Below are 24,291 nucleotides of genomic sequence, written 5' to 3'. Positions count from 1 at the left end.
CATCAAGGCATTAATAATATGACACCCATCCAAATGGCTCAAAAACAGCATCCGCTGTGGACAAATTTTGCCCTTGCAATAACCTAGTTAACCAATACACCTACTCTCTGGAAATCGCGTACAGCGACCGGGGGCTTATCCGCTAGTACTTGTAGAAAAAATTACCTATACCAGGTAGTTGGACTAGACACGGGTATACACATATCAGGTACTTCAGAGCAGATTGAGCGTATAGGTAAGCTGTATTTTTCGAAAATAGTAAAGCCGTGCCTCTCGTACCAGGGGAAATTTTAAATGCAGATGATTTCAGCAAGACAAGTCTGTTCATTTATCTGGCTTCCGGCAGGATTTCGTCCAGTAACCAGCCTCCTATGCATTTTCCCTGGTATTGCGGCAGTACGCCTAGAAACTACAGGTGGTAGCAGATAGTATCGGGATGGTGTACTGCCAGCAGATTTTCCCACTGAAAGGCTTAGCTGATATTTCTGAAGCCAATGGCTTGCAGGATAAGTCGTAGGGATAAGGCAGGCTGGTAAGGGTCGTCTTTTTCTGATCCGCTGGCTTCGTCTGTTGTCATGAGGTAGTTGACCCTTTCATTAGTACTAAACGCGGTGGCAAGAATATCTACTACCTACTGTTTGTCCTGAGGCGTAGCCACTATCATATTAGTACATAAGCCAAGAGAATCCCTTTTATATCGAGATTCCCTTGGCAGTAAGTGAATCAATATCAGGCTTCCTTTTTGCCGTCGAACGTGAAGCCCTGAGCGTCCAGAGTAAGGCCGGTTACCTTTTGGTCGGCGTCGCGGGTAAATGTCAGAGTGGCCTGTCCGCCCGCGTCGAATTTATCAGCCGCATCTTTAACAGGCGTGAGTTCACCCTCATCGGTACCGGTACTAATCATCAGTTTGCCATCTACAACCGATATCGTAATGTACTCAAAAGGTAATCCTTCAAATTTGTACTTGCCAGCATACTGGCTCAGATCCGCCTGATCAGCGACACATACCGGGGTAGCCATGGATGAAGCCACTTCAGCAACGGGGGCCGCATAACTGGCCGACAGGGAAATTACACAAGCAAAGATTAAAACATTCTTCTTCATTCCGTTGATTGGTTTTAGATTTACGATTACAAATAAGTATAAATTCATTCAAGCCATACTCTCTCTATTCTACCTATTGTACTGACCAGTGGAGGGCGTTCTCTACCAGCCGGACAAAATGTGGGTCCTGCCATACCTTTGCATCATGGCCCATTGACGTATAGAACGTCTTCCCCTGACCTACCGTGCGGTACCAGGCCGTAGGATGGTACTTGCCCATGCCGAAGTTCGGCAGCTCAGCTACCAGCCTATCGGCTATAACTTACTACCGGAGGAGTTTACCATGTCCGAGCTGCAGAGCCTTTACGAAACAATTCTGGGGCGTAGGCTGGACCGGCGTAATTTCTACAAGCAGATCATGAACTACAGGGTGCTGGAGCGCCTGGAGAAGAGGCCTACCATTCCGGCCAGCAAAGCACCCTACCTGTACCGGTTCAATAAGGAACGCTACGAGCAATTGCTTAACGACGAAGACCTGTCGGTTGGCTAAAAAGCGGACTAGGTAGTAGTCTATAACCTACCTTGTTGGTAGTACAAAGCAAAAGCCTACCGAATATCAGTAGGCTTTTGTGCTTTATAATCCACTGCTAGGAGGATACTAATTTTAATTGATCTATATATTAAATGGCGGCGGTTCCGGTCAGGATCTTTACATCCACTGTGAATGTATCGTAAATCAGCTTGTCACCCAGGTTCTCAAAGAACGAGCCTGAGCGGTACTGCAGGCCAAACTTGGTACGGTCCACGTCAAACTTGGCCTCAGCCGATACATTGCCCTTGGCGTCCACTTTGACCTTAGCCGGGAAAGTCACACTCTGCTTCACGCCTTTGATGGTCAGATCGCCGGTAATGTCGTAGTTCTCTCCACCCTTAGGTACGGCCTTGGTGATCTTGAAGGTAGAAGCAGGAAACTTCTCCACATCAAAGAAGTCCGCTGATTTCAGGTGCGTCACCAGCCGTTGGTTAGGAGCATCCTTGCCGTCGGTGTTGGTCAGCGAGTTCATCTCAATGGTAAAATCACCTCCGGTAAGCTTACCCTTGTCTACCATCAGGGTACCATCCTGGATGTTGATGGTGCCGTAGTGCTCACCCGTTACTTTCTTGGCCAGCCAGTTGAAGGTACTGGCCTTGGTGTTTACTTTTACCGGAGTAGGCTTGGCAATGGCCGCGGTGAGTCCTACTACAAACAGGAGCATGAGCAATAGATTCGTCTTTTTCATAGACATTGTGATTGATTGGATTATGGTTAGATTGATTGAAAATTACTAATTCATGTCGCCACCGCCGCTCTTAACGTCATCATTACGAACCCCCCGGGTCTTTCTCTTCTCCACGAAGCTCATCTTGCCCAGCTTATAGCTGAAGGTCAGCTTCACGTTCTGGTTGTAGATGTTGTTGACCATGCGCTGGTTAAACAGCGGTGAGTTGAGGGTGGTAGCCATACGTACTCCGCCCAGGAAGTTATCCGTCGCCAGACCAAAGCTTCCCTTCTTATTTGCCAGTTCCTTACGTACTCCAATGGAGTACATGTAGAAGCTCGACTGGCTTCCCTGCAGCAGCACCTGATTGCCACGGTAGCCCCCGAAGGCCTGGATGCCCCAGCCGCGCGGAAGCTGCACCTGCGACTGCAGGCGTCCTCCCACTACAAAGCCCGAGTTGCTTACGGGTTCGGAGGTACCACTCAGCGACTGCTGCCTACCTTCCAGATAACTGTAGTACATATCTACCCCCCCATTGATCGTCCACTTGGGCGTCAGGAATACATTACCAAAGATATTGGCCCCAGTAGCCTGTTCGCGACCGATGTTCTGCCAGGTGGTGATTACGGCTCCCGCCAGCGTGTCGGATGGTACGGTGAGGCGCGTAATGCTGTTGTTGGTAGAGCGGTTGAACAATGAGATATTCAGGTAGGTCTTCTTGATGCTGGTGCTCAGGCTCAGTTCTATGTTATCGGTCAGTTCAGGACGTAGCATTGGATTACCAATATTGATATTCTGAGGGTTGGCCGCGTTGAAGTTGGGGTTCAGCTGCTGCAGACCCGGACGCTGGATCCGGCGGTTGTAGGCTAGTTTCAGAGTGGAACTCTTACCCAGCGACTTCGAAATGTTCAGGCTGGGTACCAGGTTGGAGTAAGCGGGTATATTGATAGTACCCAACTGATCTACGGCATCGATGGTTGTATGTTCGTAGCGGGTACCGAGCTTGAAGCTGTACTTGTTAGAGGTAGTAAGCATATAGGAAACATATCCGGCCCCTATGTTCTGGTGGTAATTCAGATAACCGGATGGGCTTCTGACATCCGACGCAAACACGCCCGATGGTCCGGCGATCTGGTAGAGAAAGTCGGAATTCACTTCGCGGAAGATGCCTTTTATCCCAAACTCGATCTGCTGGTTTTTACCAATCGGATTGACGTAGTCGGTTTGTACGGTAAGCTCGCTGTTGGTGTTGCCGTTGATATTTTTCTGACGGCTATTCAGGCTGCCTGACTCGCTGAGGAGGTCAGCCGTAAAGTTGTTGGTCAGGTTGCTGGTACTGTACAGGGTTGACACCGACCACTCCTGCCCGGGCTTGAAGGTACGGATGTAGTCTATGTTGATATCTGTCGTATTGGATAGGTCGCGGCTGTCAACGTTACGGTTGAAGGTAGAGTCGATCAGGCCGTTGCGCAGGATGTTGGTCCGGTAGTCCTGATCCCGGATGAAGTTTCGCGTGCCGAAGCTAATCCCGGCCGCCAGGGACTGGTTCTTGCCCAGTTCGTAGTCGAAGCCCAGGTTATAGCGACCAAAGAGGCCGTTGTCGTAGGCGTCGGCCGACTGTTGGGTAAGTACCCGGGTACCATTCTGGATAGCACTCTGATCCAATGATATGAAAGATTTATTGTAGAAGGCGCGACCAAAGCCACCCAGCGTTACGCCCAGCTTGCCGGTACGCAGGCTACCGTTCAGGCCCAGGTTGGAGCCCCTGAGGCCAATACCCGAGTCAATGTTCAGCGTTATGCCCTGCAGCGTTGATTTCTTGGTAATGATGTTGATGATTCCCCCCGATCCTTCGGCGTCGTACTTGGCCGAGGGAGAGGTGATTACTTCTACGGATTTGATCAGCTCAGCAGGGATCATCTTCAGAGCGTCGGCAATGCTGCTGGCTACGATGGTAGAGGGCTTGTTGTTGATCAGTACGCGGATGTTGGAGCTACCCCGCAGGCTTACGTTACCATCCAGGTCTACCGACAGCATGGGTACCTTCTTGAGTACATCCGAAGCATCGCCCCCCTGGGCAGTCAGATCCTTTTCGGCGTTGTACACCAGGCGGTCTACCTTTTCCTCGATCAGGGCCCGTTCACCCGTCACGTTCACGGCGTCAAGTTCAACGGTATTTTCCGAGAGCTTGATTACCCCCAGGTCCAGATCCTTGCCTTTCTCTACCCTGATGTTGTCAACTACTTTCTCCTTGTAGCCAATAAAGGTGATCAGCAGGCGGTACTCTCCTTCGGCTACGCGGTTAAGGGTGAATTTTCCCTTCTCGTCAGCTACGGTACCATCAATGGGCTTTTTGGAGTCTTTGTCTAACAGGGCTACGGTAGCGTACTCAACAGCTTTAGTCACGGAGGAGTCTACCACGAAGCCACTTATTTTAGAGTTGCCGCGGGGTACGTTGGCATCCATGTTGAAAGTGGTAGGGCTGGTGGCTGGGCGGCTGCGACCATTACCATCGCCAGCGGGGCGTCCACCGGGACCGCCCGGGAACTGCGCCAGGGCCAGGCCACTGGCGAGTAGAAGGATGGTGGTCAGAGGTAGTATATTTTTCATAGCAGTAAATAGATTGAAGAGATGGATAATCCATTCAGGCAGATGCTGCTACAAAACAAAATCATCTTATTGATATTGATTCAGAAATTAGACCATTCGGCTATTTTATTCGACATTCGCCCCCTTTTGTACGCTATCAGGTGTAGTAGTCAGGTATGAACCAATTTTAGATAAAAATGGACAAATAGTCGGGCAAAAAAGGGAGAACATCGCCAGTACTTCCCTTAATTGATTATATAGCCTAAACTAAAAAAGAGCACGCAGGTAGCCATTCCGACACTGCGTGCTCTTACTGGTTAAGATTACTTTACCTGCTAGGCCAGCGCTTTCCGGGCTTCACGGTCGGGATCATTGACAAGGAGAGAGGTATCATCCAGGACCATGGTCTCTCCGTTCTGAGTGGTGTAGGGCTTCCAGGCCGGTAGCCCTCCTCCGTTGGGATTGCCGGTCCGGACAAAGTTGATGAATGACTTGGCCATCTTCTCCGACAGGGCCCGGGGGCGCTTACCGCCTCCGGTGTGGGTGAGCATCAGGTCCGTATTATAGAACCAGAAACAGATGTCATCGCAGTGGAAGGCCCGCATCCGGTTATCGAACAGGGGCGGCTGCCAGCCAAACCAGGCCAGGTACACGGGCGCTTTCTGCTGGGAAGCTTTAGCATCGGCGGCGGCTACGGCATTCTTCCGGTTGGAAAGGATCAGCGCCCAGATCTCCACGGGACGGGCCTTCGGGAAGTTCTTGGCGTAGGCATCCACAATTTCACCTGATTTATCACCGAAACGTGGCTTCACTTTTTCTTTCACGTCGGCCAGCGATATGTTTTCCAGAGCAGCATCCGTACGGCTGGGGCTGAACTCATGGAAGGTAGAGCTGATGATCAGGGGAATATCAGCCGAGAAATGGCTGGCATCCCTAAAGAAAGCTTCCCCGTTCATGGTTACACCGTCGGCTACGGGTGAGAATCCCCCGCGCTGCAGGTTGAGACGTTTGGCTTCGTCGGCCATTTTCTCCACCGCGCGGTTGGCGATGTCTATGTACTGCCGCCAGGGTATCTGCTGGAGCTTGTCTACCTCACCCGGCTTCAGGCCCGCCTCTTCCATTACCTTCAGTCCCAGCTTTTCGGCGTACTCTTTATTAACTCCTGACAGCGAGCTACCACTAAGCGCCACCGCCTTATGAAACAGGCCTTTGGCCGCGGGCATGTTCATCAGCGTAGTCACCTTGGCTCCTCCTCCCGATTGACCAATGATGGTCACGTTGGTGGGATCGCCTCCAAAGTGGGCAATGTTGTTTTTGACCCATTCAAGGGCAGCTACCATATCCAGGTTCCCCACGTTACCCGATGCCGCGTGACCACCGGCTGCTTTGAGGTGGGTATAGCCCAGGGGACCGAGGCGGTGATTGAGCGAGCAGAATACTACATTACCCAGTCGGGAGAGGTTTTCGCCGTGATAGCCATCCTGCTCAATGCCATTGCCGTTGGTAAATCCACCTCCGTGCAGCCAGACTACCACCGGCCGTTTCTGGGTATCCAGCGCCGGGGTCCAGACGTTTAGTTTCAGGCAATCTTCTGACACATCGTCGTAGTTCCAGTGGTCTACAAAGGAGGCGTAGGGATTGGCGTAGCGCTTCTCCATGATCTGGGGGGCCGAGTTGCCCCACCACAAGGCCGGACGTACATCAGACCAGGGCGTAGGTTTCTGGGGAGGCATGAAGCGATTCTTACCGGAGGTATCGGCTCCGTAAGGTATTCCCAGAAACTGATGGATACCCCGCAGGATAAATCCTCTGACCTTTCCGTACTCTGTATTGGCAACAGCAATGTTGTCACCTACGAATAGTACCTGATCGTCGGCTGCCGCCTTGGCCGTTTTGGGTGGTTGAAAGCTCATGGCAGTGGCCTGCTGAGCGGCTCCCAATCCGGCTACACCTACACCCAGTGATTGTAAGAAATTCCGTCTTGATGGTTTCATGGATTGATTGTGGGATAAAGGTTATAAGAAACAATGGCTGAGGTGCGGACATTCGGCACGCTCTGATTATCAGTAAGTAGAAAGGGCTGCTTTCTTAATGTATTTTTTACAATAATTTATCCTTAAAAAAATCTGTGGTGCGTTTCCAGGCCAGTTCGGCTGCCGCTTTGTCGTAGCGGGGGGTGGTATCGTTATGGAATCCGTGGTTGGCCTTGGGGTACATATAGGCCGTATACTGCTTGCCGTGCTCCTTGAGGGAAGCCTCGTAGGCCGGCCAGCCCTCATTGACCCGCGTATCCAGCTCGGCGTAGTGCAGCAGGAGCGGAGCCTTGATGGCAGGTACATCCTCTTTGGCGGGCTGACCGCCATAAAACGGAACGGATGCGGCAAGCGTCGGAATGCGTACGGCCATCATGTTGGCCACCCATCCGCCAAAACAAAAACCTACTACTCCTACTTTGCCATTGGAGGCATTGTGCGTTTTGAGATAGTCGTAAGCTGCTATGAAGTCTTCGAGCATTTCATCCCGGTTGCGTTTGCTCTGCAGGGTACGACCTTCGTCATCAGTACCCGGATAGCCACCCAGGGGTGTCAAGGCATCCGGAGCAATCGATACAAAACCGGCCAGGGCCGCCCGGCGGGCTACGTCTTCGATGTGCGGATTGAGCCCCCGGTTTTCGTGGACCACCACAATACCACCCAGCTTTTTACTGGCATCGGCGGGCATCGAAAGTAAAGCTTTTATCGTACCACCTCCTTTGGGAGAGGGGTAGTTGACGTAGTCGGACTTAATACGGGGATCATCGGCTTTGATCTGTACGCCCCCATTGTAGTCGGGCATCAGAAAACTCATCAGGGAGGCGACTGTGATACCTCCAACAGCGTAGGTAGATAGCTTCTGGGTAAACTCCCGGCGGTCGATGCGGTCGTGGGCGTAGTCGTCATACAAGTCAAATACTTCCTGCTTGATGTCTTCTTTTTTGATTTCGCTCATGTTGGTAAGTAGTATAGGGATGTAGAAGAATGGGTGATGTGGTTACTGGATATGCGGTATATCGCGATTTCGGGTATCCTACCCCAAAGTCAGGAACGCACAGCTTTTGACAAAGCCCATTGTGAGTACTCGTTCCTTCTGCTCGATGGGGATCTCTGGACCGTGATTCATAAGTCAGGTCAGGGGGCTATCTACTGTACCACCCGAATCAGTGTTAACCTGCTAAAAGTAATCAGGGGCCTCCTGAAGAATGATGGGTAGCTGAGCCCATAAGAGCGGATACTAATAAAGGAGCCCGTGATAAGCTATCACGGGCTCCTCCAGGTATGTTCAGGTTAACTTACAGGACTAGTAGTTAACCCGGCTGCTTGACCAGGCAATTACTTCGTAAGTACCAGACGCTGTACCAGTCGCCGGGTAGCGGTACTCCACTGCACCAGGTAGACTCCCGGTGTGAGCTGGCTCAGGTCGGGCGTGTACTCGTTCATACCGGCTTGTGCCTGTACAGGTTGGAAGTACACCGGCTGGCCTGTAGCGCTCAGCACTGTCAGGGTGGCTTCCTGTGCTTCACCAGTCCATACCTGTACCTTTACCGGTCCATCGGTCGGATTGGGGCTAACCAGCAGGCGGCTTTCGGCAGGAGCCTCCGCCGAGGGAGCCGCTAGGCGGGCAGCCTGGTTGCTGTTTGGCGTTTCCAGACGGACGTTGTCCAGGTAGATCAGGTTATCACCCGAAGCCTGCGACTGTACCGTGATGCGTTTGATGCGGGCCGGATTACCCAGTTGAGACATGGGTATGACTACCTCCTGCCAGGCATTGGGCGTCGGTACGAAGGCTGCCACCTGACTCTGCTGGCCGTCGTTTTCTGCGTTGGTATATACGCCTATCTTCTTGTTGGTAGTCGCATAGATCCAGAACCGGAGCGTCGACTGCGGGGTAGGTACGAAGTGGGCATTCCGGATAATGGACCAGCCACCCCAGCCGCCGTTGTACGTGATAGAGAGAGCCTTCTCTCCCGCTTTGACCTGACTGGTACTCGAGTAGTTGCGGTTAATACCCCACGACCATTCCTGCCAGGCCCCATTCAGGGCTTCATCGTAGACCATCTCGACGGTTGAAGTGTTTGGACAAGCTACGGTTTTTACATTCAGCGGTATGCTTCTCACAGTAGTGGTACTGGCCGCCTCTTTGGCTACCACCTCGAAGTAGTACGCCGTTCCGCAGGTAAGGCCCGCTACCTCGTAGGAGGTACCGGTCACATTTCCATTGAGTAGCGTACCATCCTGATATACCTCATAGGCTGAGGCCGTAATATCGGTAGGTGCCGTCCAGTCAAGACGCAGGCTGGTCGTTGTCACCTGGCTGGCGGTCAGGTTGATGGATGGCTCCAGACGAATGTTATCAACGTAGATCAGATTCGGGTCGGATGCCTGGGCCTGAATGATCATTCGCTTGATGCGGGCCGGGTTAGCTAGCTGCGGCATCGTAATGACTACCTCCTGCCACACGTTAGGCGTAGGCTGGAACGACACGTAAGGACTCTGACCCGTTTCGTTTTCGGAGAAGGTACATACGCCAATCGTCTTGTTGGTGGTGGCATAGATCCAGAAGCGAATGGTAGTCTGTGCGGTGGTGGTGAAATGGCTGTTGCGGATGATGGACCAGCCCCCCCAGCCACTCGTATAATTGATCGCCAGGGATTTCTGGCCTACTTTGACCGGACTAGCATTGGTATAGTTAGGATTAATGCCCCAGCCCCACTCCTGCCAGTTGGCGTGCAGGGCCTCGTCGTAGATTACCTCACGGCCGTTTGGCTCAGCGGGTGGACAGGCCAGGGTAGTCGCATTCAAGGCAGTACTCGATGCCGATTTATTACCAGCCGCATCTTTGGCCAGTACCGTATACGAGTAGGTTGTACCACAGGCCAGATTGCTCACGGCCAGTGAAGTACCTGTCACGTTACCATTCAGCAGGGTACCATTCTGATATACTTCGTAGGCCACAACTCCCACGTTATCCGCAGCCCCTGTCCAGGTAAGGGTCAGGCCCGAAGCCGTCACGTTGCTGGCGGACAGGCTGGTAGGAACACCCGGCGCCTGGCTATCTCCGCACTCGGGGGTAGTTATTGTAAGCGCAGGGCTTTGGGCTGATTTATTACCCGCTGCGTCTTTGGCCAATATGGTAAAGTTGTAAGCCGTGTTGCAGCTCAGGCCGGTAACAGGGAGTGAAGTACCTGTTACATTCCCGTTGATGAGGGTACCATTCCGGTAGACCTCATAGGCCGTGACCCGTACGTTGTCCGTTGAGGCTTCCCAGGTTAGGGTCAGGCCCGTGCCGGTCAGGTTGCTGGCTGTAAGGTTGGCAGGTACTTTAGGGGCTTGGCTATCCGAACAATACAGGGTATTGACATAAATGGTGTTGCTGCTGCCTGATACATTACCAGCCTCATCGCGGGCCTTCACCGTAAAGTTATAGTTGGTCGTGCAGCTCAGGCCCGTTACATCCAGCTGATTGGTGGTCACATTCCCATCCAGCAGCGTAGTGCCCCGGTATACTTCGTACGCTTTAACGCCAATGTTATCCGTCGAAGCCGTCCAGGTCAGGCGCAGGCTGTTACCTGTCACATTGGTAGCGGTAAGGTTGGACGGAGTACTGGGAGCCTGGGTATCGGGTGTAGATTGGCCCGCCACCAGCCGCACATCGTCAATAATAAAGCTCTGAAGCTCGCCCGAACCATCCATAAAATTGATGCGCTGTATCTGAGGCACATCTCCCCATTCACTCCAGGGAATCCGTACCAGCGTCCAGGTATTGGGTTCGGCGCTGATGCGGTAGGATGAGGAAGACTCCCCCGTCTCCGTCTGATTAACAGTTACGCGTACTGGCTTTTCGGTGCCGTAGAACCAGAACTGCACGCCACCGGGATAGTTGGAAGTGCGTAGAATCTCGCTGTTACGAAGGCTCAAAGCACCCCAGGCCGCGGTAGTAGTTACCTTCAGCGAACGCTCACCCGACTTAACGGGAGCCGTGTTGGCAAAGTCCTGGGTACTGTTCCACGACCAGTTCGTAAACGTACTCTTCAGGGCATCACCGTAGATGATGTAGTCGTTGGGGCTCGGAGCCGGTGTATTAACGGTTACAGCGTTGCTCGGATTGGAGCGGTTGGCCGAGAAGTCAATGGCCTTGATCGTAAACTCGTAGGTAGTGCCGGGTGACAGCGTCGTAAGATTAAAGTACGTCTGCGGCGTTTCGGCTACTTTAGTACCGTTCTGGTAGATCTCATAAGCCGTTACGGCCCGGTTATCCACGGATCCGTTCCAGGTCAGCTTTACCGAATAGGGTGAGAGATCCGAGGCTACCAGCTGGTTAGGTGCCGTAGGCGCCTCGGTATCGGTTGGGTCCGAGGTAGGCGTCATCAGGCGGCTAAGCAGGCTGATGTAGGGGGCTTGGTTGTAGATTGCCACCTCCGTAAAAATCCAGGAGTTTTCGGGAAAGCCGGTGTTCCAGTCTTTGTATCGTTTCTGCAGGGGCTCGTTACGGATGTCCCCCTGCGTGCCGTCGTACTGGTTCATGTTGTTGGGGCCGCCCGTCAGGTAGCCCGGCGCCGGACCCCGGGGCGAGGTCAGCGCGTTGTCCCACTCGGTACCATCCGCAAACCAGGTATGGTATATCTCATTCTGCGAGTTTTCGGCTCCGTAGGCGTACATGTTCGACAGCATTACTTTACCCTGCGCATTGACCCCGTGGAACCAGTGCAGGTACTGCTCCGCTACTTCCCGGTACAGCGCCTTGTTGGACCCGTTGATATTGAAGTCCACGAAATCCATATTGACAATACCGGCGTTACCGCGTACCTGGTTGCTGCCCCAGTGGTACTGGGCATCGGCCATGTGCGCCCGGTACAGGTCGGTGCGGGCGTTGTAGTCATTGATAGAGAGTACCCCGTTCTGCACGCTCTTCATGCTGCGGATCCGGGTAGCTACCGAGGGAGTAGCCGCTGGATTGGACGCGTAGCGCAGCAGGGCTATGTGCACGTGCATGAGGTAAGGCCCCCACCATTCGTTGGCGATGGGCTGGATCTGGGAGTAATACTGATCCACAAATACTTTGTACTCCGCTTTGCCGGTGGCCTCAAACAGGTAGATAGCGGCTACTACAGCCGACTGTTTCTGGATATCTGCGGGCTTATCCGAGTCACCGGACTTGATGTTGCCGTCGTCGCAGTTGGTCTCGAAGGTAGTGAAGTAGTTGGTCGTTACTTTGGCGCGGGCAAAAGCCTGTTCAGCACGGGCGATCAGGTCCTGCGCGTAAGTGTTCAGAGCCGGAATGGTACGAAATACCGCGCCAGACACGGCGAACATGGCCGCTCCCGACAGAGTAGACGATGTACATTCGGGCAGGTAGTAGCGGGGACGCTTGTCGGCGCTGGGCGGATTGGTTTCGTTGTAGTTGTCAACGCCCACTTTCAGGAACAAGCCCCCGGTACCGGTAGCATCCTGCATCCGCTTCATAAAGTCAAGCTCCCATTTTACTTCGTCCAGTACATCCGGAATACCGTTACCCGATTCGGGAATGTTGAAGTTATCGCCAAATACCGAAGGATTCAGCCGGTACGACTCCACCAGCAGGGCTACGGGTTCCTCCGCAAAGGTTACGTACTTGTTCATATCCCCGGCGTCCATCCAGCCCCCGTGCAGGTCGCGCACGGTGGCCATGTTGCCTTTGTCGTGCCGGCTGGTTACCTGGCGGTCCTGTCCCGGCCCTTCGTGGGTGGCGGCATCCGCCCATTTGGCATCAGTAAAAGGAGTCTTTTTTTCAAAATTGATACGCTGATAGAAGTAGGTACGTACAGCAGCTTTCAGGACCTCGTTGTAGACGTGGTCGCCAATCTCGAAGCGGTAGGAGCCTACGTTGTTGCCTACGTCAAAGATGTAGTACGAACCGGGGGTATTGACCACCGAAAAGTCAAACCACCAGCCCTGATCGCCGGATGAGGCCTGAACCGTGCCGTTTTTCCAGGATTGGATAGTACCGCTGAATACCACAGCATCGTCGGCCCAGCGGCGTACCTGGTACTGGTTTTCGCCGGTACTGGCGTTAAACTTCTGATCCGCATTGGAACCAACCTGTGGATTGATGATAACTGCTACTTTGCGGGAATTCTGCAGGTACCCAAACTGATCGACCCGGATCGAACCGGTTGTGGTGGAAGGTGAAGCTAAGCTCCGGAATGCCATAAGCACCCAGACGAAAGTCCATAAAAGTTTACGTTTCATAGAAAGCAATGCCCGCACCCCGCGCGGGTATTTTTTAGTGAAAAATTTTTGATGGCTAATGCGACTGCTAATCCGGGGACTAAAAGCAGACAAACTTATAGAGTCAGGAGCGGAGAAAAAGGTTGGTATGCTACCAACGGGGATATTTAGTGAATGAACCGTGAAGAATACTGATTGAGTGGTGGTAGCTGGTCAACTAATGTATGGGGGGCTGATTGGTAATGGTTGATTAGTAGGCTTCTTTGAAGAGCTCGGAGATACTTTTCCAGCAGCCTTTCGCTCATACAGGGGATGTGAGAAGAAGTAAAAAAATAATTAAGTTACATCCATTTTGGCTCCACTTCCGTAGGTTTTGGTAAACCTTGTTCCACATTTCAATCTACATTCACCATGAGTTACATTAAAGCAGGCACTGACGCCCTGGGCAATGACATCAACGTATATTATGCTGATCTCAGCCAGGGTACCTCTTCCCAAACGGTAGTACTGATTCACGGCTGGCCGCTGAGCCACGAAATGTGGGAGTACCAGCTGACCGAACTACCTAAGCATGGCCTGCGCGTGGTCGCCTATGACCGTCGGGGGTTCGGTAAGTCCTCCAAACCCTACGGCCCCTACGACTACGATGCCCTGGCTGATGATCTCAAAGCAGTACTTGACTACCTGGACCTAACTGATGTGACGCTGGTGGGTTTTTCGATGGGAGGAGGCGAAGTAGCCCGTTACATGAGCCGTCACAACGGCCAGCGGGTAGCCAAAGCCGTACTGGTCAGTGCCGTAACGCCCTATATGCTCAAGACAGAGGATAATCCGAGTGGTGTGGATAAGGAGGTATTCGATGAGATACTCGAAAACATTCAGAAAGACCGGGCTGATTTCCTGCAGACGTTCGGTAAGCAGTTCTACGGAGTAAACCTCCTGAACCATCCGGTGAGCCAGGCGCACCTGGACGGGGATTTCTTCAGGGCGTATCTGGCCTCGCCCGTTGCGACCATCGAATGCGCCAAGGCATTTGCCATGACGGATTTTCGGGCCGACCTGACATATATCAAGGTACCTACGCTGATCATCCACGGGGATGATGACAAAACCGTACCCATCGAAGCGTCGGGAGAACAAACGGCTAAGGCTATTCCGGGAGCACAGTACACTGTATACGGTGGTGCCCCGCACGGCTTGTTCTTTACGGAGAAGGACCGGCTGAATCAGGACCTGCTCACCTTTATCAAATCCGGCAGCACTACCTCCTATTAATTGGTTTGATTAGATTAGTTGATGTTTCCCGTAAAGTAGTACCAGGTACTTGTGACTCTCTGCGGAGAGCCGCAAGTACCTGGTCGTTTTTATCAGGTACCGTCACCCGGCTACATAGTCATTTTGAAAAAGATCAGTACACCATTACCGAGCCGCTTCCTTCGCTCTCGGCATAGTACAGCCTGAGGCGGATAACGTACTCCCGGCCTTTAAGCAGTCGGATCTGGATCCGGGAGTTCAGGTTGGTGCCGCTGTCATCATCCCCGGCCAGGTACAGTTCTTCGCCGTTACTTCGTTCAAAAAGTACCATCACGGTATCCATTGTACCAAAGGTTTCGATCTTATACCTTCTGGAAATAGTCGGCTTGAATACAAAGTTCTTTTGTTCCCCCGCCTTGATATTGAGTACTTCCGACTTCGCCAGTTTCAGTTCGATGTAGTCCTTCTTAGTCAGGGGCGGATAAAACTTCTTTACGAACTCAATATCCTTGGCCGAAAGCCCACCCGCTGGCTCGATTCCATTTCTGAACTCGACGGGTTCTTTGATCAGGCCCGGACCAAAGGGGTAGTGCATGACCGAATTGGGATCATGGGTGGAGCCCTCTACCTCGCTGACGGATAGCTTCCGGATAATGTTGTGGTAGGTGGTCTCGCGGGGCCAGTTGTTGGGTGGCGCAGCCAGGGCGGCGTATACCGCCTCTTCATCCCATACGATACCCGCAAACGGGTTCTGATGTTCGTGCGGTGCCCCAAGCGTATGACCTATTTCGTGAAGCGCGGTGTCCAGCTCATTGCTGATGTCCCAGCCAAAATTCATGGTCCGTTCGTTGGGAGAAGTTACAAAGTCAATCACATCCCGCCCCACGTACGACCAGGCCCCATCTCCTTTCAGAAACCCGATCCTTATTTCTGCCTCATTTTTATCGTTGGTTTCCTCAAACTCCAGACCAATTCCCTGGCTTTTCCAGACACCAAACGCCTGTCTTACCACATTTTTCTGTGCTTCTGCGCCTTTCCAGGCAGTAGGTGAACCATCGGACGGGCCGTTGAAGAAGTAGTACCTCAGCCTGGTTCCGTTGACCCACTTCTTTCGGGATAGGAGTATTAACCTCGCCCTTACCCCGGCTACATCGGGCGGTAGTGGAGTGGGTGGTGCCGTGACCAGTGAACAGTAACGTGGCGTTTCCATGGTGTGAAATAGGATAGGATAGAGTAATGGATTGAGCTACTTCAATTTAGTCAATAAAGGGATAAGACGAATTACCACTCACTAAAATGTAAAGGCAGCGACTCGAGCCTGCTTAAGCTATGGATGGCTAACAGCTGTATATCTACTCTATTCCCCACTACCTTGCCACTACTAATTATATTTACCTGACTTCTGGTTGTATTTTTTAAACAATTTATATGTAACCGATTGTCACACGAAATTTCGGATGTAATTTTACCAGATGAAGTCCGCCACTGCCCTTTTTCTAGGTATACTGATGTTTGCAGGCAGCCTGTTTCCCCAGACAGACGTGGAGGAGGTATTCAAGATACCGGGACTCATCGTACATTACCAGTTTCACAAGCGGCAGGCGGGAGCCAACTTTGACATCTGGCAGTTTCTGGACATGCACTATAGCTCCTCTTCAGAGCATGCCAAAACACCCCACGAAGACGTCAAGATTCCGCTCTATAATCATCTGTCGACCGGCTTTGTCTTTGTAGTCACTCATCCTCAGCGACTACCGGTTCAGGAAGTGCTTCTGGACCCCGAGGTCAAAGCCTGCTTTTCTTACCAGAACCTGTATTCTTTTCAGGCTACTTCGCCGTTGCTCCACCCTCCACAGGTTGGCTAACTACTCTTACTGGATCTATGTTGTCCGGGCTTAAGGTCTTTAAGCTCCTGGACCTCTATCTGTTTTATTTTCCTTAATCAGTAGTTAGTACGTACATGTTGCATAAACTCATTCAGTTTAGCATCAAACAAAAGCTGGTGGTGGTACTGGGTATTCTGGCATTGATTGCCTGGGGTACCTATGCGCTGCGGCAGCTTCCCATTGATGCGATCCCCGATATTACCAATAATCAGGTTCAGGTCATTACTCAGGTGCCGTCGCTGGCGGCTCAGGAAACCGAGCAGTTTATTACGTTTCCGCTGGAAACTACCCTGCGCAATGTACCCGGCGTTACCGAAATCCGCTCTATTTCGCGTTTTGGCCTGTCGGTCATAACCGTTGTTTTTGAAGAATCCACGCCTACCTTCCTGGCCCGGCAGCTGGTGGCCGAGCAGCTCAAAGCGGCCGAGGGAGAGATCATGGCCGGTTCCCCCCAGATGGCTCCGGTCACGACCGGACTGGGAGAGATCTACCAGTACGTAGTGCGCCCGAAGGAAGGTTTTGAAAGCCGCTACTCGGCCACCGAATTACGTACGGTACAGGACTGGATCGTGAAGCGGCAGCTGGCCGGCGTACCCGGCGTTGTGGAGGTAAGTAGCCTGGGCGGCTTTCTGAAAGAATACGAAGTACGGATAAATCCAGAGCGGCTACGGGGCATGAACACGACCCTGACCGAGGTAGTAGATGCCCTCACGGCCAGTAATGCCAACACCGGCGGTAGCTACATCGAAAAAGGCCCGGAGGCATTTTTTATCCGCGGGGAAGGCATGGTGAAAAACCGGGATGAAATCGGCCAGATTGTCGTCAAGAACGTAGGGGCTACTCCCATACTGGTCCGTGATGTGGCCGACGTGGGCCTGGGCCATGCCGTCCGTTACGGTGCCATGACCCGCAACGGCAAGGGTGAAGTGGTGGGTGGCATTGTGCTGATGCTCAAAGGGGCCAGCTCCGAGGCCACCATCGAGGCCGTGAAGCAGCGCATTGCGCAGATCCAGAAAACCCTGCCCCCGGGTATTGAGATTGAGCCCTTCCTGGACCGGAAAGAGCTTATTGACCGGGCCATTCATACGGTGGTCAAGAACCTGCTGGAAGGAGGGCTGATCGTGATGAGCGTGTTGCTGCTCCTGCTCGGAAACTGGCGGGCCGGTCTGGTGGTCGCCTCGGTCATCCCCCTCTGTATGCTGTTTGCCCTGGGTATGATGCACGTCTTTGGCGTCTCGGCCAACCTGATGAGCCTGGGGGCCATTGATTTTGGCCTGCTGGTCGACGGAGCCGTCATCATTGTAGAAAGCATGATATTCAGCATTGTGCACACCAAGGCTTCCCGCCTGGGTACGATGGATGAGATTGCGCTGGATTCGGCCAGTCGCCTGATGCGCTCCGCGCTGTTTGGGCAGCTGATCATCCTGATTGTATACGTCCCAATCCTGTCGCTGACGGGGATCGAAGGAAAAATGTTCCGGCCCATGGCTCTGACGGTCGGCTTTGCCATTATTGGCGCCATGCTGCTGTGCGTGACCTACGTACCCATGATGGCCGCCACCCTGCTGCGCAAAGATATCCAGGAAGAAGGTACCCTGGCCGACCGGATCATGAAGGGGCTCTACCGGGGCTACGCTCCCTTACTGGAGGGAGCCCTGCGCTGGCGCCGGATGGTACTGGTTACTTCGGGAGTACTGCTCGCTGGCGCCGTAGGTTTGTTCGCTACGATGGGTGGTGAATTTATCCCGAATCTGGACGAAGGGGATATTGCCATTAGCCTGACGCTCAAGCCGGGCTCCTCCCTCACCCAGACCATCGAGACCACCCGCCGCCTAGAAACCATCCTGAAAAATGGCTTTCCGGAGGTCAGGCAGGTGATATCAAAAATCGGTACGGCCGAAATTCCCACCGATCCCATGCCCATCGAAGCCGCTGACGTGATGGTACTGCTGAAAAATCCGGATGAATGGACTACGGCCTCAACCAAGGAAGAATTGATCCAGAAAATGGAGCGGGCACTGGGGGTACTCCCGGGGCTTAATCTGGAATTTACCCAACCGATTCAGCTACGCTTCAATGAACTAATGACGGGTGTTAAATCTGACATTGCGGTGAAAATCTATGGCGAAGACCTTGATACGCTCTACACCAAAGCCAACCAGGCCGCCGCTCAGCTCAAGGACATTGAAGGGGTGGCGGATCTGAAAGTGGAGCAGATCACGGGGCTCCCCCAAATGCTGGTGCAGTACAACCGCCCCCAACTGGCCCAGTACGGGGTTTCGGTGGCCTCCCTCAACCGGACGCTGAAGGCGGCCTTTGCCGGAGAGGCCGCGGGGGTCATCTTCGAGGGTGAAAAACGTTTTGATCTGGTGGTAAGGCTGGACAGCTCCTACCGGCAGAGCATCGAAAATATCCGTCAACTCTACGTGGATCTGCCCAATGGGCAGCAGGTGCCTCTTGAACAATTGGCTTCTATCCGCTACCAGAACGCCCCCATGCAGATTTCCCGCGACAACGCCCAGCGCCGGATCACGATTGGCATTAACGTACGGGGACGGGATGTGGAGAGCCTGGTGGCCGAGATGCAGGAGAGGCTGGATAAGAACGTCCCGCTACCACCGGGCTACCGCTATACCTTCGGAGGGCAGTTCGAAAATCTGGTGAAGGCAAAGGAACGCTTAGCCATTGCGGTTCCGCTGGCCCTGGCCCTGATCGGCATCCTCCTGTTCTTCACCTTTGGCTCCGTGGAGCAGGCCCTGATGATATTCTCCGCCATTCCCCTGTCGGCCATTGGAGGCATCCTGGCGCTGTGGTTGCGTGACATGCCGTTCAGCATATCGGCAGGCGTTGGCTTTATTGCCCTGTTCGGTATTGCCGTGCTCAACGGCATCGTCCTGATCAGCTATTTCAACCAGCTGAAAGCGGAGGGAGTGACGGATGTGTTTCAGCGGGTACGGGAAGGGACCGCCGTACGGTTCCGCCCCGTGGTGATGACCGCGGCAGTGGCCTCCCTGGGCTTTTTGCCCATGGCGCTGTCTACCTCGGCGGGAGCCGAAGTTCAGAAGCCCCTGGCTACCGTAGTGATCGGGGGACTGGTATCAGCAACCCTGCTCACGCTGGTCGTACTTCCGGTCTTGTATACGCTGGTGTCGGGTCGCAAGAGCCGTCCGCCCCGCCAGGCTTCCCCAACTACTCAGCCGGCCGTACTCCATACCCTTATCTGGTTGGTCCTGGCTATTAGCGGACTCAGCGCAGCCAAGGCGCAGCCAGCTTCCATGACCGTTGATCAGGCCATTGAGAAAGCGTTACAGAATAACGGCGCAATACAGGCCGCCGGCCTGGAAATTGAGGCAGCCCGGAAAATGCTCAAAACCGCCTGGGACATTCCGGCCACGACCCTGGATTACCAGCGGGGACAGCTGCAGTCATACCCCATCGACTATACCCTGACCGTGACGCAGTCCCTCTCCCTGCCCTCGGTATACGGAGCTCAGAAACGACTCCTGCAGGCCCAGCAGGGGCTTACCCAGCGGCAGGTAGCGGTTCAGAAAACCGAACTCATCCGCCAGATCAAGCTGGCCTTCTTTCAGCTCCGGATCAGCTACGAGCGCCTGCGGCTGCTGCAGGCCCAGGACACCCTGTACCAAAAAGCCGCCCACGCGGCCTCCGTACGCTACCGGACCGGCGAAACGAATCAGCTGGAAAAGGTAACCGCCGAAACCCGACAGCGGGACATTCAGAACAGACTAGCCATCCTGCAAACGGATATTGCCGTGGGGCGCCAGACGCTGGCCATACTGCTGCAGCAGTCCGAGCCGGTGATCATTGATACTACCATAGCCCTGAAAGCAGGGTTTCCGGCGATGCAACCTACCCTGGGTACCAATCCCCAATTGGCAGTGATGCGTCAGCAGGTGGAAGCCGCCCGCCGGCAAACCGATCTGGAACGGCAACGGTTTCTGCCCGACCTACGGCTGGGGTACCTGTCCCAGTCCATCGAACGGCGCAGTGGTTTCGGGGTGTACCAGATCGGACTATCAATGCCCCTGTTCCTGGCGCCTCTGCGGGCCAGGGTGGAGGTAGCCAGGCTACAGGGAGTCATCGCCGAGCGCCAGCTTAACTACCAGCAGCACCGGCTCGGGGGGGAGCTATCCATCCGGGAACAGCAGTATGCCCAGTCGCTGGCTACGCTCACGTACTACGAAACGTCGGCACTGCCGCAGGCCAGACTCATCCTGCAGACGGCCGAAAAGAGTTACCTGAGTGGTGATATTGAGTACCTGGAGTTCGTTCAGAGTACGGCTCAGGCCTGGCAGATCCGGGAACAGTACCTGGATGCCATTCAGCAGTATAATCAGACATTAATCGAGCAGGAAGCACTGACAGGTTTTGCCCCTGTTACACCCTAATTACTTACGTTTTATGAAAACTCGTCAAATTCACTACTGGCTGACCGCGCTCTGGTCCGCGGGTCTTTGCGGATTACTCGCCTGCTCCCCCTCGGCGGATCAGCCCGTGGAGGAGGCTCAGCCCACTCTTTCTTCAACACCTCAGTCTGTTACCATCAGTGAAGCGCAATTTCGCGAAACGGGTATTGTACTGGGAGCTCCCGATACGCTGATGCTCGGTGAAACCATTCAGGCGACGGGCAAGCTGGAGGCTCCGCCAGACCACCAGGCCAGTGTACATGCACCCCTGGGCGGCTTCGTCCGCTCTACCCGCCTGATCGAGGGAGATTATGTCCGAAAAGGACAGGTACTGGCTGTACTGGAGCATCCCGATTACATCAAACTCCAGCAGGAGTACCTGCAGGCCCTGGCCCAGAGCCGGTTTGAGCGTCAGGAACTGGACCGGCAAACGGAACTGAACCGGGAAGAAGTGGGGGCCCGGCGCAAGCTGCAGCAATCTACGGCAGATGTCGAAACGTCCAAGGCACTACTTACTTCTCTGGAGGCGCAGCTGACAGCCCTGCATATTCCCCTGGAACAGCTCCGCAAAGGTACCATCAGCCGAACCATCCCGCTGCTGGCTCCTATTAGCGGCTACGTCGACCGGGTCAATCTTCGCATTGGCCAGTACGTGGGGCCTACTGACGTTCTGGTCGAGATTGTGAATAAAGAGCATTTATACCTTGAGTTACGGGTATTTGAGAAAGATATTCGTAAGGTTAAGGAGGGGCAGATGGTACGCTTTGTGATTCCCCAGCAGCAGACGGGGGAGATGCAGGCCAAAGTCTATCGGGTGGGGCAAGCCTTTGATACCGAGACCAGAACGGTACTGGTGCATGCCAACCTCATAAGTAAGGAGTTTGGAAGGCTGTTTGCCGAATCCTACGTACGGGCAACCATACTGGCGGATCAGAAATCCGTCGTGGCCCTTCCGGAAGAGGCCGTAGTGACCGAAGGCGATCGGTCGTACGTCTACGTGCGGGAGACTGGCGGCCCGGCAGGTACCTACCAGTTCAGGTTGGTACCCGTTACCGTAGGGATCACCCAGAATCGTTCAACCGAGGTTCAGCTACCCACAGACCTTGATGCCAGGGAGATTGTACGCCAGGGGGCGTACTTCATCAGTGCCGAGCGCGCCAAGCAGGCCGGCTGATGGTGAGGTAACGGTTAAGGATCTGATTAGTATAGGCTACCGGGGGCAGGCATGTTTAAAAAACTGCTGTCTGTACCCGGTAGCTTATTTTGTTTTCTTGGTCTATAAGCACCTGTTTGACTTTGTATGCGTTACACATGCGCCTGTAAATTATTACATTAGAATCGCTTACTTTGCCGCTTCTTTTCAGGATGATGGACGTTCATTCTAAAAATCAGGTATCATAAATAAGCTGGCCTCCCATATGGATGATGTACAGGCTCTCGCCCGTTTGAAGGAGGGAGACCGGGAGGCTTTTGAGGAATTATACCGAAAGTACTGGCGCAGGCTGTATAATACGGCCTATCGGAGGCTCCTGTCCCGGGAGGACTCTGAAGAGGTCATTCAAGACCTTTTTGTGTACATCTGGTCTAAGAGAGACACGCTCGAGATTACTACCACCCTGGAAGCCTACCTGCAGGGAGCTCTGAAATTCAGTATCTATAATTTCATCCGTTCCCGAAAGGTCAAAGAAGCCTATCTGGATTCTCTGAATCATACCGCTACTCCTGAACAGAATTTCATCGAAGACACGATCTACTACGAGGAACTGGCGGCTGCCCTGGAAAAAAGCATTGAGCACCTTCCGGAAAAGCTGAAGAAGGTGTACCTCCTTAGCCGGAAAGAAAACTACACCTACAAGGAAATAGCCGATCAGTTAAATATACCGTTGGATACGGTTGAGAAACAAATGGGAAAAGCCCTGAAGCTACTCCGACAGAGCCTGAAAGACTTTGTAGCGGCCCTGCTGGTATGGGTACATACCCTTACCATTTAAACTTAATTTTGAATTTTTTGGCGGAGTAGGCTTCGTAACGTTACTAGTATATAACAACAAGCTATCCAATAGGTCCTGAAAGATCAATGACGAAAGAACGATTGAACTATTTACTGGAACGACAGAGTACCGGCCAGGCTACCGAGGAGGAGTCGGCGGAGTTGGATCAATGGTATGCCGCTCCGGCCGATCACCCCAACTTCACTGATCAACTGTCTGAGGCGGCCTTGTCAGCCCTGGAGGTGAAGCTATTGAGTAACATTACTACTTCCATTGATCTTTCGGAGCCCGCTGAGGAGTCTCAGGTGCCTGTTAAGCCTCTACCGGCGTCGGGTATATTTACCCGCTGGTATTGGGTAGCGGCGGTGTTTGTTGGTATACTACTCGGGTCAATAGGTATCTATCACTATTACCAGAGTAGTAGCCTTGTACAGGTGACGACGGACTTTGGCGAAATTAAAACGTTTGTTCTACCCGATGGGACGGAGGTAGTTCTGAACGGTAATTCTGAATTAGTATACGCCGCTGACTGGGAGGGGGATCTACTGCGGGAGGTACAGCTCAAAGGAGAAGCTTTCTTCAAAGTAGTTCATACCCGGGACCATCGGAAGTTCCGGGTTAATACGACCCCTGACTTTAGCGTGGATGTACTGGGTACCCAGTTTCTGGTCACCAACCGGGCGTCCGGCAAGCGGGTGGTACTGAACGAAGGGAAAGTACAGTGTAACCTGAAAAAAGATACGCTACTCCTTAAGCCGGGTGAGTTAGTCCAGTTTGCTTCTGAACCGTCCAGGTACGTGCATAAACAGGTAGATCCCTCTCTGTATTCGTCCTGGACGGATCACCGGCTGGTGCTGAAAAATACCTCCCTGAAAGAAATATCAGAAATGCTCGCCGAGACGTACGGCCTGGAAGTAGTAGCTGACAATCCTGCGCTGCTGCAGAGACAGGTATCCGGAGCCGTTCCCATGGATGATGTGAGTATTCTACTGGAAGGAATCGCTTCTACCTGTAATCTCACGATCAGGCAGGAAGAGAAGACAATTTATCTTACTGACAAACAACCCTGATTTTCTGTATAGGATTATTAAGCTCTTGTTGATGCTGTTACACCGGAACTGTTGTAACCTGTCTTACTGGTGGCGTATATATGCGAGCGTTTCATTCGATCTTCTGGCTGATAGACCCCGAAGCAGCTCTGTCTCGGTTCCTAATCTTAACTTCCCTACCCCTGTTGACCCGGCAAGTACCTTACTGATGCCAGATGCACCCTGGGTAAGTACCTGTCCTGGTGTCATTCATATACTTTAGTAATTTGCCTACTCTTACACTACGTGTAACATCAGCTACCTGATTATCAGCTTCAGCATTTATTAACTTCCTCTTCATTGACTTGGGTAAAGGTACTACTGCGATTACTTTATAAATGTATATATAAAGTAATGGCTTCTTTGTCATGGTTAATCTCAGAAGCTGAGGATGGGGTACTTCTTTATCAATAAAATACTGAAGTGTTCTGCGGATACTTCTTAAATATGAAGCATGCAGAAAAAAATTATTAAAAAGTTAACGTAAAGATGGCGGTAAGCAAAAGGAAA

General features: G+C 53.0%; 16 protein-coding genes. 8 read left to right on the top strand and 8 right to left on the bottom strand.

Going from position 1 to position 24,291, the window contains the following annotated elements; genetic code table 11:
* Positions 1-729 precede the first annotated feature (729 nt).
* Positions 730-1,104: a DUF3471 domain-containing protein gene (locus tag JTN23_RS15285; protein WP_247235725.1), complete on the bottom strand. Its 375-nt coding sequence runs from the start codon at positions 1,102-1,104 to the stop codon at positions 730-732.
* 73 nt (positions 1,105-1,177) lie between these two features.
* Entirely contained in the window at positions 1,178-1,324 is a 147-nt protein-coding gene (locus JTN23_RS15280; RefSeq protein WP_247235724.1) for a ThuA domain-containing protein, read from the bottom strand.
* On the opposite strand from JTN23_RS15280, the gene JTN23_RS15275 reads away from it, so the two are divergent.
* Positions 1,310-1,594 carry an NrtR DNA-binding winged helix domain-containing protein gene (locus tag JTN23_RS15275; RefSeq protein WP_247235723.1) on the top strand — a complete coding sequence of 95 codons (285 nt, stop codon included), beginning with the start codon at positions 1,310-1,312 and terminating at the stop codon, positions 1,592-1,594. The genes JTN23_RS15280 and JTN23_RS15275 overlap by 15 nt on opposite strands.
* A 130-nt stretch (positions 1,595-1,724) precedes the next feature.
* On the opposite strand, the gene JTN23_RS15270 is transcribed toward JTN23_RS15275, so the two are convergent.
* The 4 genes from JTN23_RS15270 to JTN23_RS15255 form a co-directional block, all read right to left on the bottom strand.
* Entirely contained in the window at positions 1,725-2,324 is a 600-nt protein-coding gene (locus tag JTN23_RS15270; RefSeq protein WP_247235722.1) for a YceI family protein, read from the bottom strand.
* Between the two features lie 45 nt (positions 2,325-2,369).
* Complete coding sequence (locus JTN23_RS15265; protein ID WP_247235721.1) at positions 2,370-4,913, bottom strand: TonB-dependent receptor; 2,544 nt, start codon at positions 4,911-4,913, stop codon at positions 2,370-2,372.
* 314 nt (positions 4,914-5,227) lie between these two features.
* Complete coding sequence (locus JTN23_RS15260) at positions 5,228-6,886, bottom strand: carboxylesterase/lipase family protein (protein ID WP_247235720.1); 1,659 nt, start codon at positions 6,884-6,886, stop codon at positions 5,228-5,230.
* Positions 6,887-6,992: 106 nt separating this feature from the next.
* A complete protein-coding gene (locus JTN23_RS15255; RefSeq protein WP_247235719.1) occupies positions 6,993-7,880 on the bottom strand; it encodes a dienelactone hydrolase family protein in 888 nt (295 codons plus the stop codon).
* Between the two features lie 36 nt (positions 7,881-7,916).
* On the opposite strand from JTN23_RS15255, the gene JTN23_RS15250 reads away from it, so the two are divergent.
* Positions 7,917-8,141 carry a hypothetical protein gene (locus JTN23_RS15250; protein ID WP_247235718.1) on the top strand — a complete coding sequence of 75 codons (225 nt, stop codon included), beginning with the start codon at positions 7,917-7,919 and terminating at the stop codon, positions 8,139-8,141.
* A 119-nt stretch (positions 8,142-8,260) separates the two neighbouring features.
* On the opposite strand, the gene JTN23_RS15245 is transcribed toward JTN23_RS15250, so the two are convergent.
* Positions 8,261-13,156 (bottom strand): glycoside hydrolase family 9 protein, encoded by a 4,896-nt coding sequence (locus JTN23_RS15245; RefSeq protein WP_247235717.1) that lies wholly within the window; start codon positions 13,154-13,156, stop codon positions 8,261-8,263.
* Between the two features lie 390 nt (positions 13,157-13,546).
* On the opposite strand from JTN23_RS15245, the gene JTN23_RS15240 reads away from it, so the two are divergent.
* A complete protein-coding gene (locus JTN23_RS15240; RefSeq protein ID WP_247235716.1) occupies positions 13,547-14,410 on the top strand; it encodes an alpha/beta fold hydrolase in 864 nt (287 codons plus the stop codon).
* A gap of 133 nt (positions 14,411-14,543) precedes the next feature.
* Here the strand turns inward: JTN23_RS15240 and JTN23_RS15235 are convergent, their stop codons facing one another.
* On the bottom strand, positions 14,544-15,599 hold the full coding sequence (locus JTN23_RS15235) for a M12 family metallopeptidase (protein ID WP_247235715.1): 1,056 nt from the start codon (positions 15,597-15,599) through the stop codon (positions 14,544-14,546).
* 262 nt (positions 15,600-15,861) lie between these two features.
* Here JTN23_RS15235 and JTN23_RS15230 point away from each other — a divergent pair, with 262 nt between their 5' ends.
* The 5 genes from JTN23_RS15230 to JTN23_RS15210 all read left to right on the top strand — a co-directional run bounded on the left by JTN23_RS15230 (position 15,862) and on the right by JTN23_RS15210 (position 23,763).
* Positions 15,862-16,254, top strand: coding sequence for a hypothetical protein (locus JTN23_RS15230; protein WP_247235714.1), 393 nt, complete (start codon positions 15,862-15,864; stop codon positions 16,252-16,254).
* A gap of 95 nt (positions 16,255-16,349) precedes the next feature.
* Positions 16,350-20,684, top strand: a complete 4,335-nt coding sequence (locus tag JTN23_RS15225; protein WP_247235713.1) for a CusA/CzcA family heavy metal efflux RND transporter — start codon at positions 16,350-16,352, stop codon at positions 20,682-20,684.
* 13 nt (positions 20,685-20,697) lie between these two features.
* Complete coding sequence (locus JTN23_RS15220) at positions 20,698-21,876, top strand: efflux RND transporter periplasmic adaptor subunit (protein ID WP_247235712.1); 1,179 nt, start codon at positions 20,698-20,700, stop codon at positions 21,874-21,876.
* A gap of 244 nt (positions 21,877-22,120) precedes the next feature.
* Positions 22,121-22,693, top strand: a complete 573-nt coding sequence (locus JTN23_RS15215; RefSeq protein WP_247235711.1) for an RNA polymerase sigma factor — start codon at positions 22,121-22,123, stop codon at positions 22,691-22,693.
* Between the two features lie 101 nt (positions 22,694-22,794).
* Entirely contained in the window at positions 22,795-23,763 is a 969-nt protein-coding gene (locus JTN23_RS15210) for a FecR family protein (RefSeq protein ID WP_247235710.1), read from the top strand.
* Positions 23,764-24,291: the final 528 nt, after the last annotated feature.

Origin of the sequence: Telluribacter roseus, assembly GCF_017355915.2 — a bacterium.
GTDB lineage: Bacteria > Bacteroidota > Bacteroidia > Cytophagales > Spirosomataceae > Telluribacter.
The sequence above is the reverse complement of the archived record's forward strand: the minus strand, read 5'-3'. Positions and strand labels throughout refer to the sequence as shown.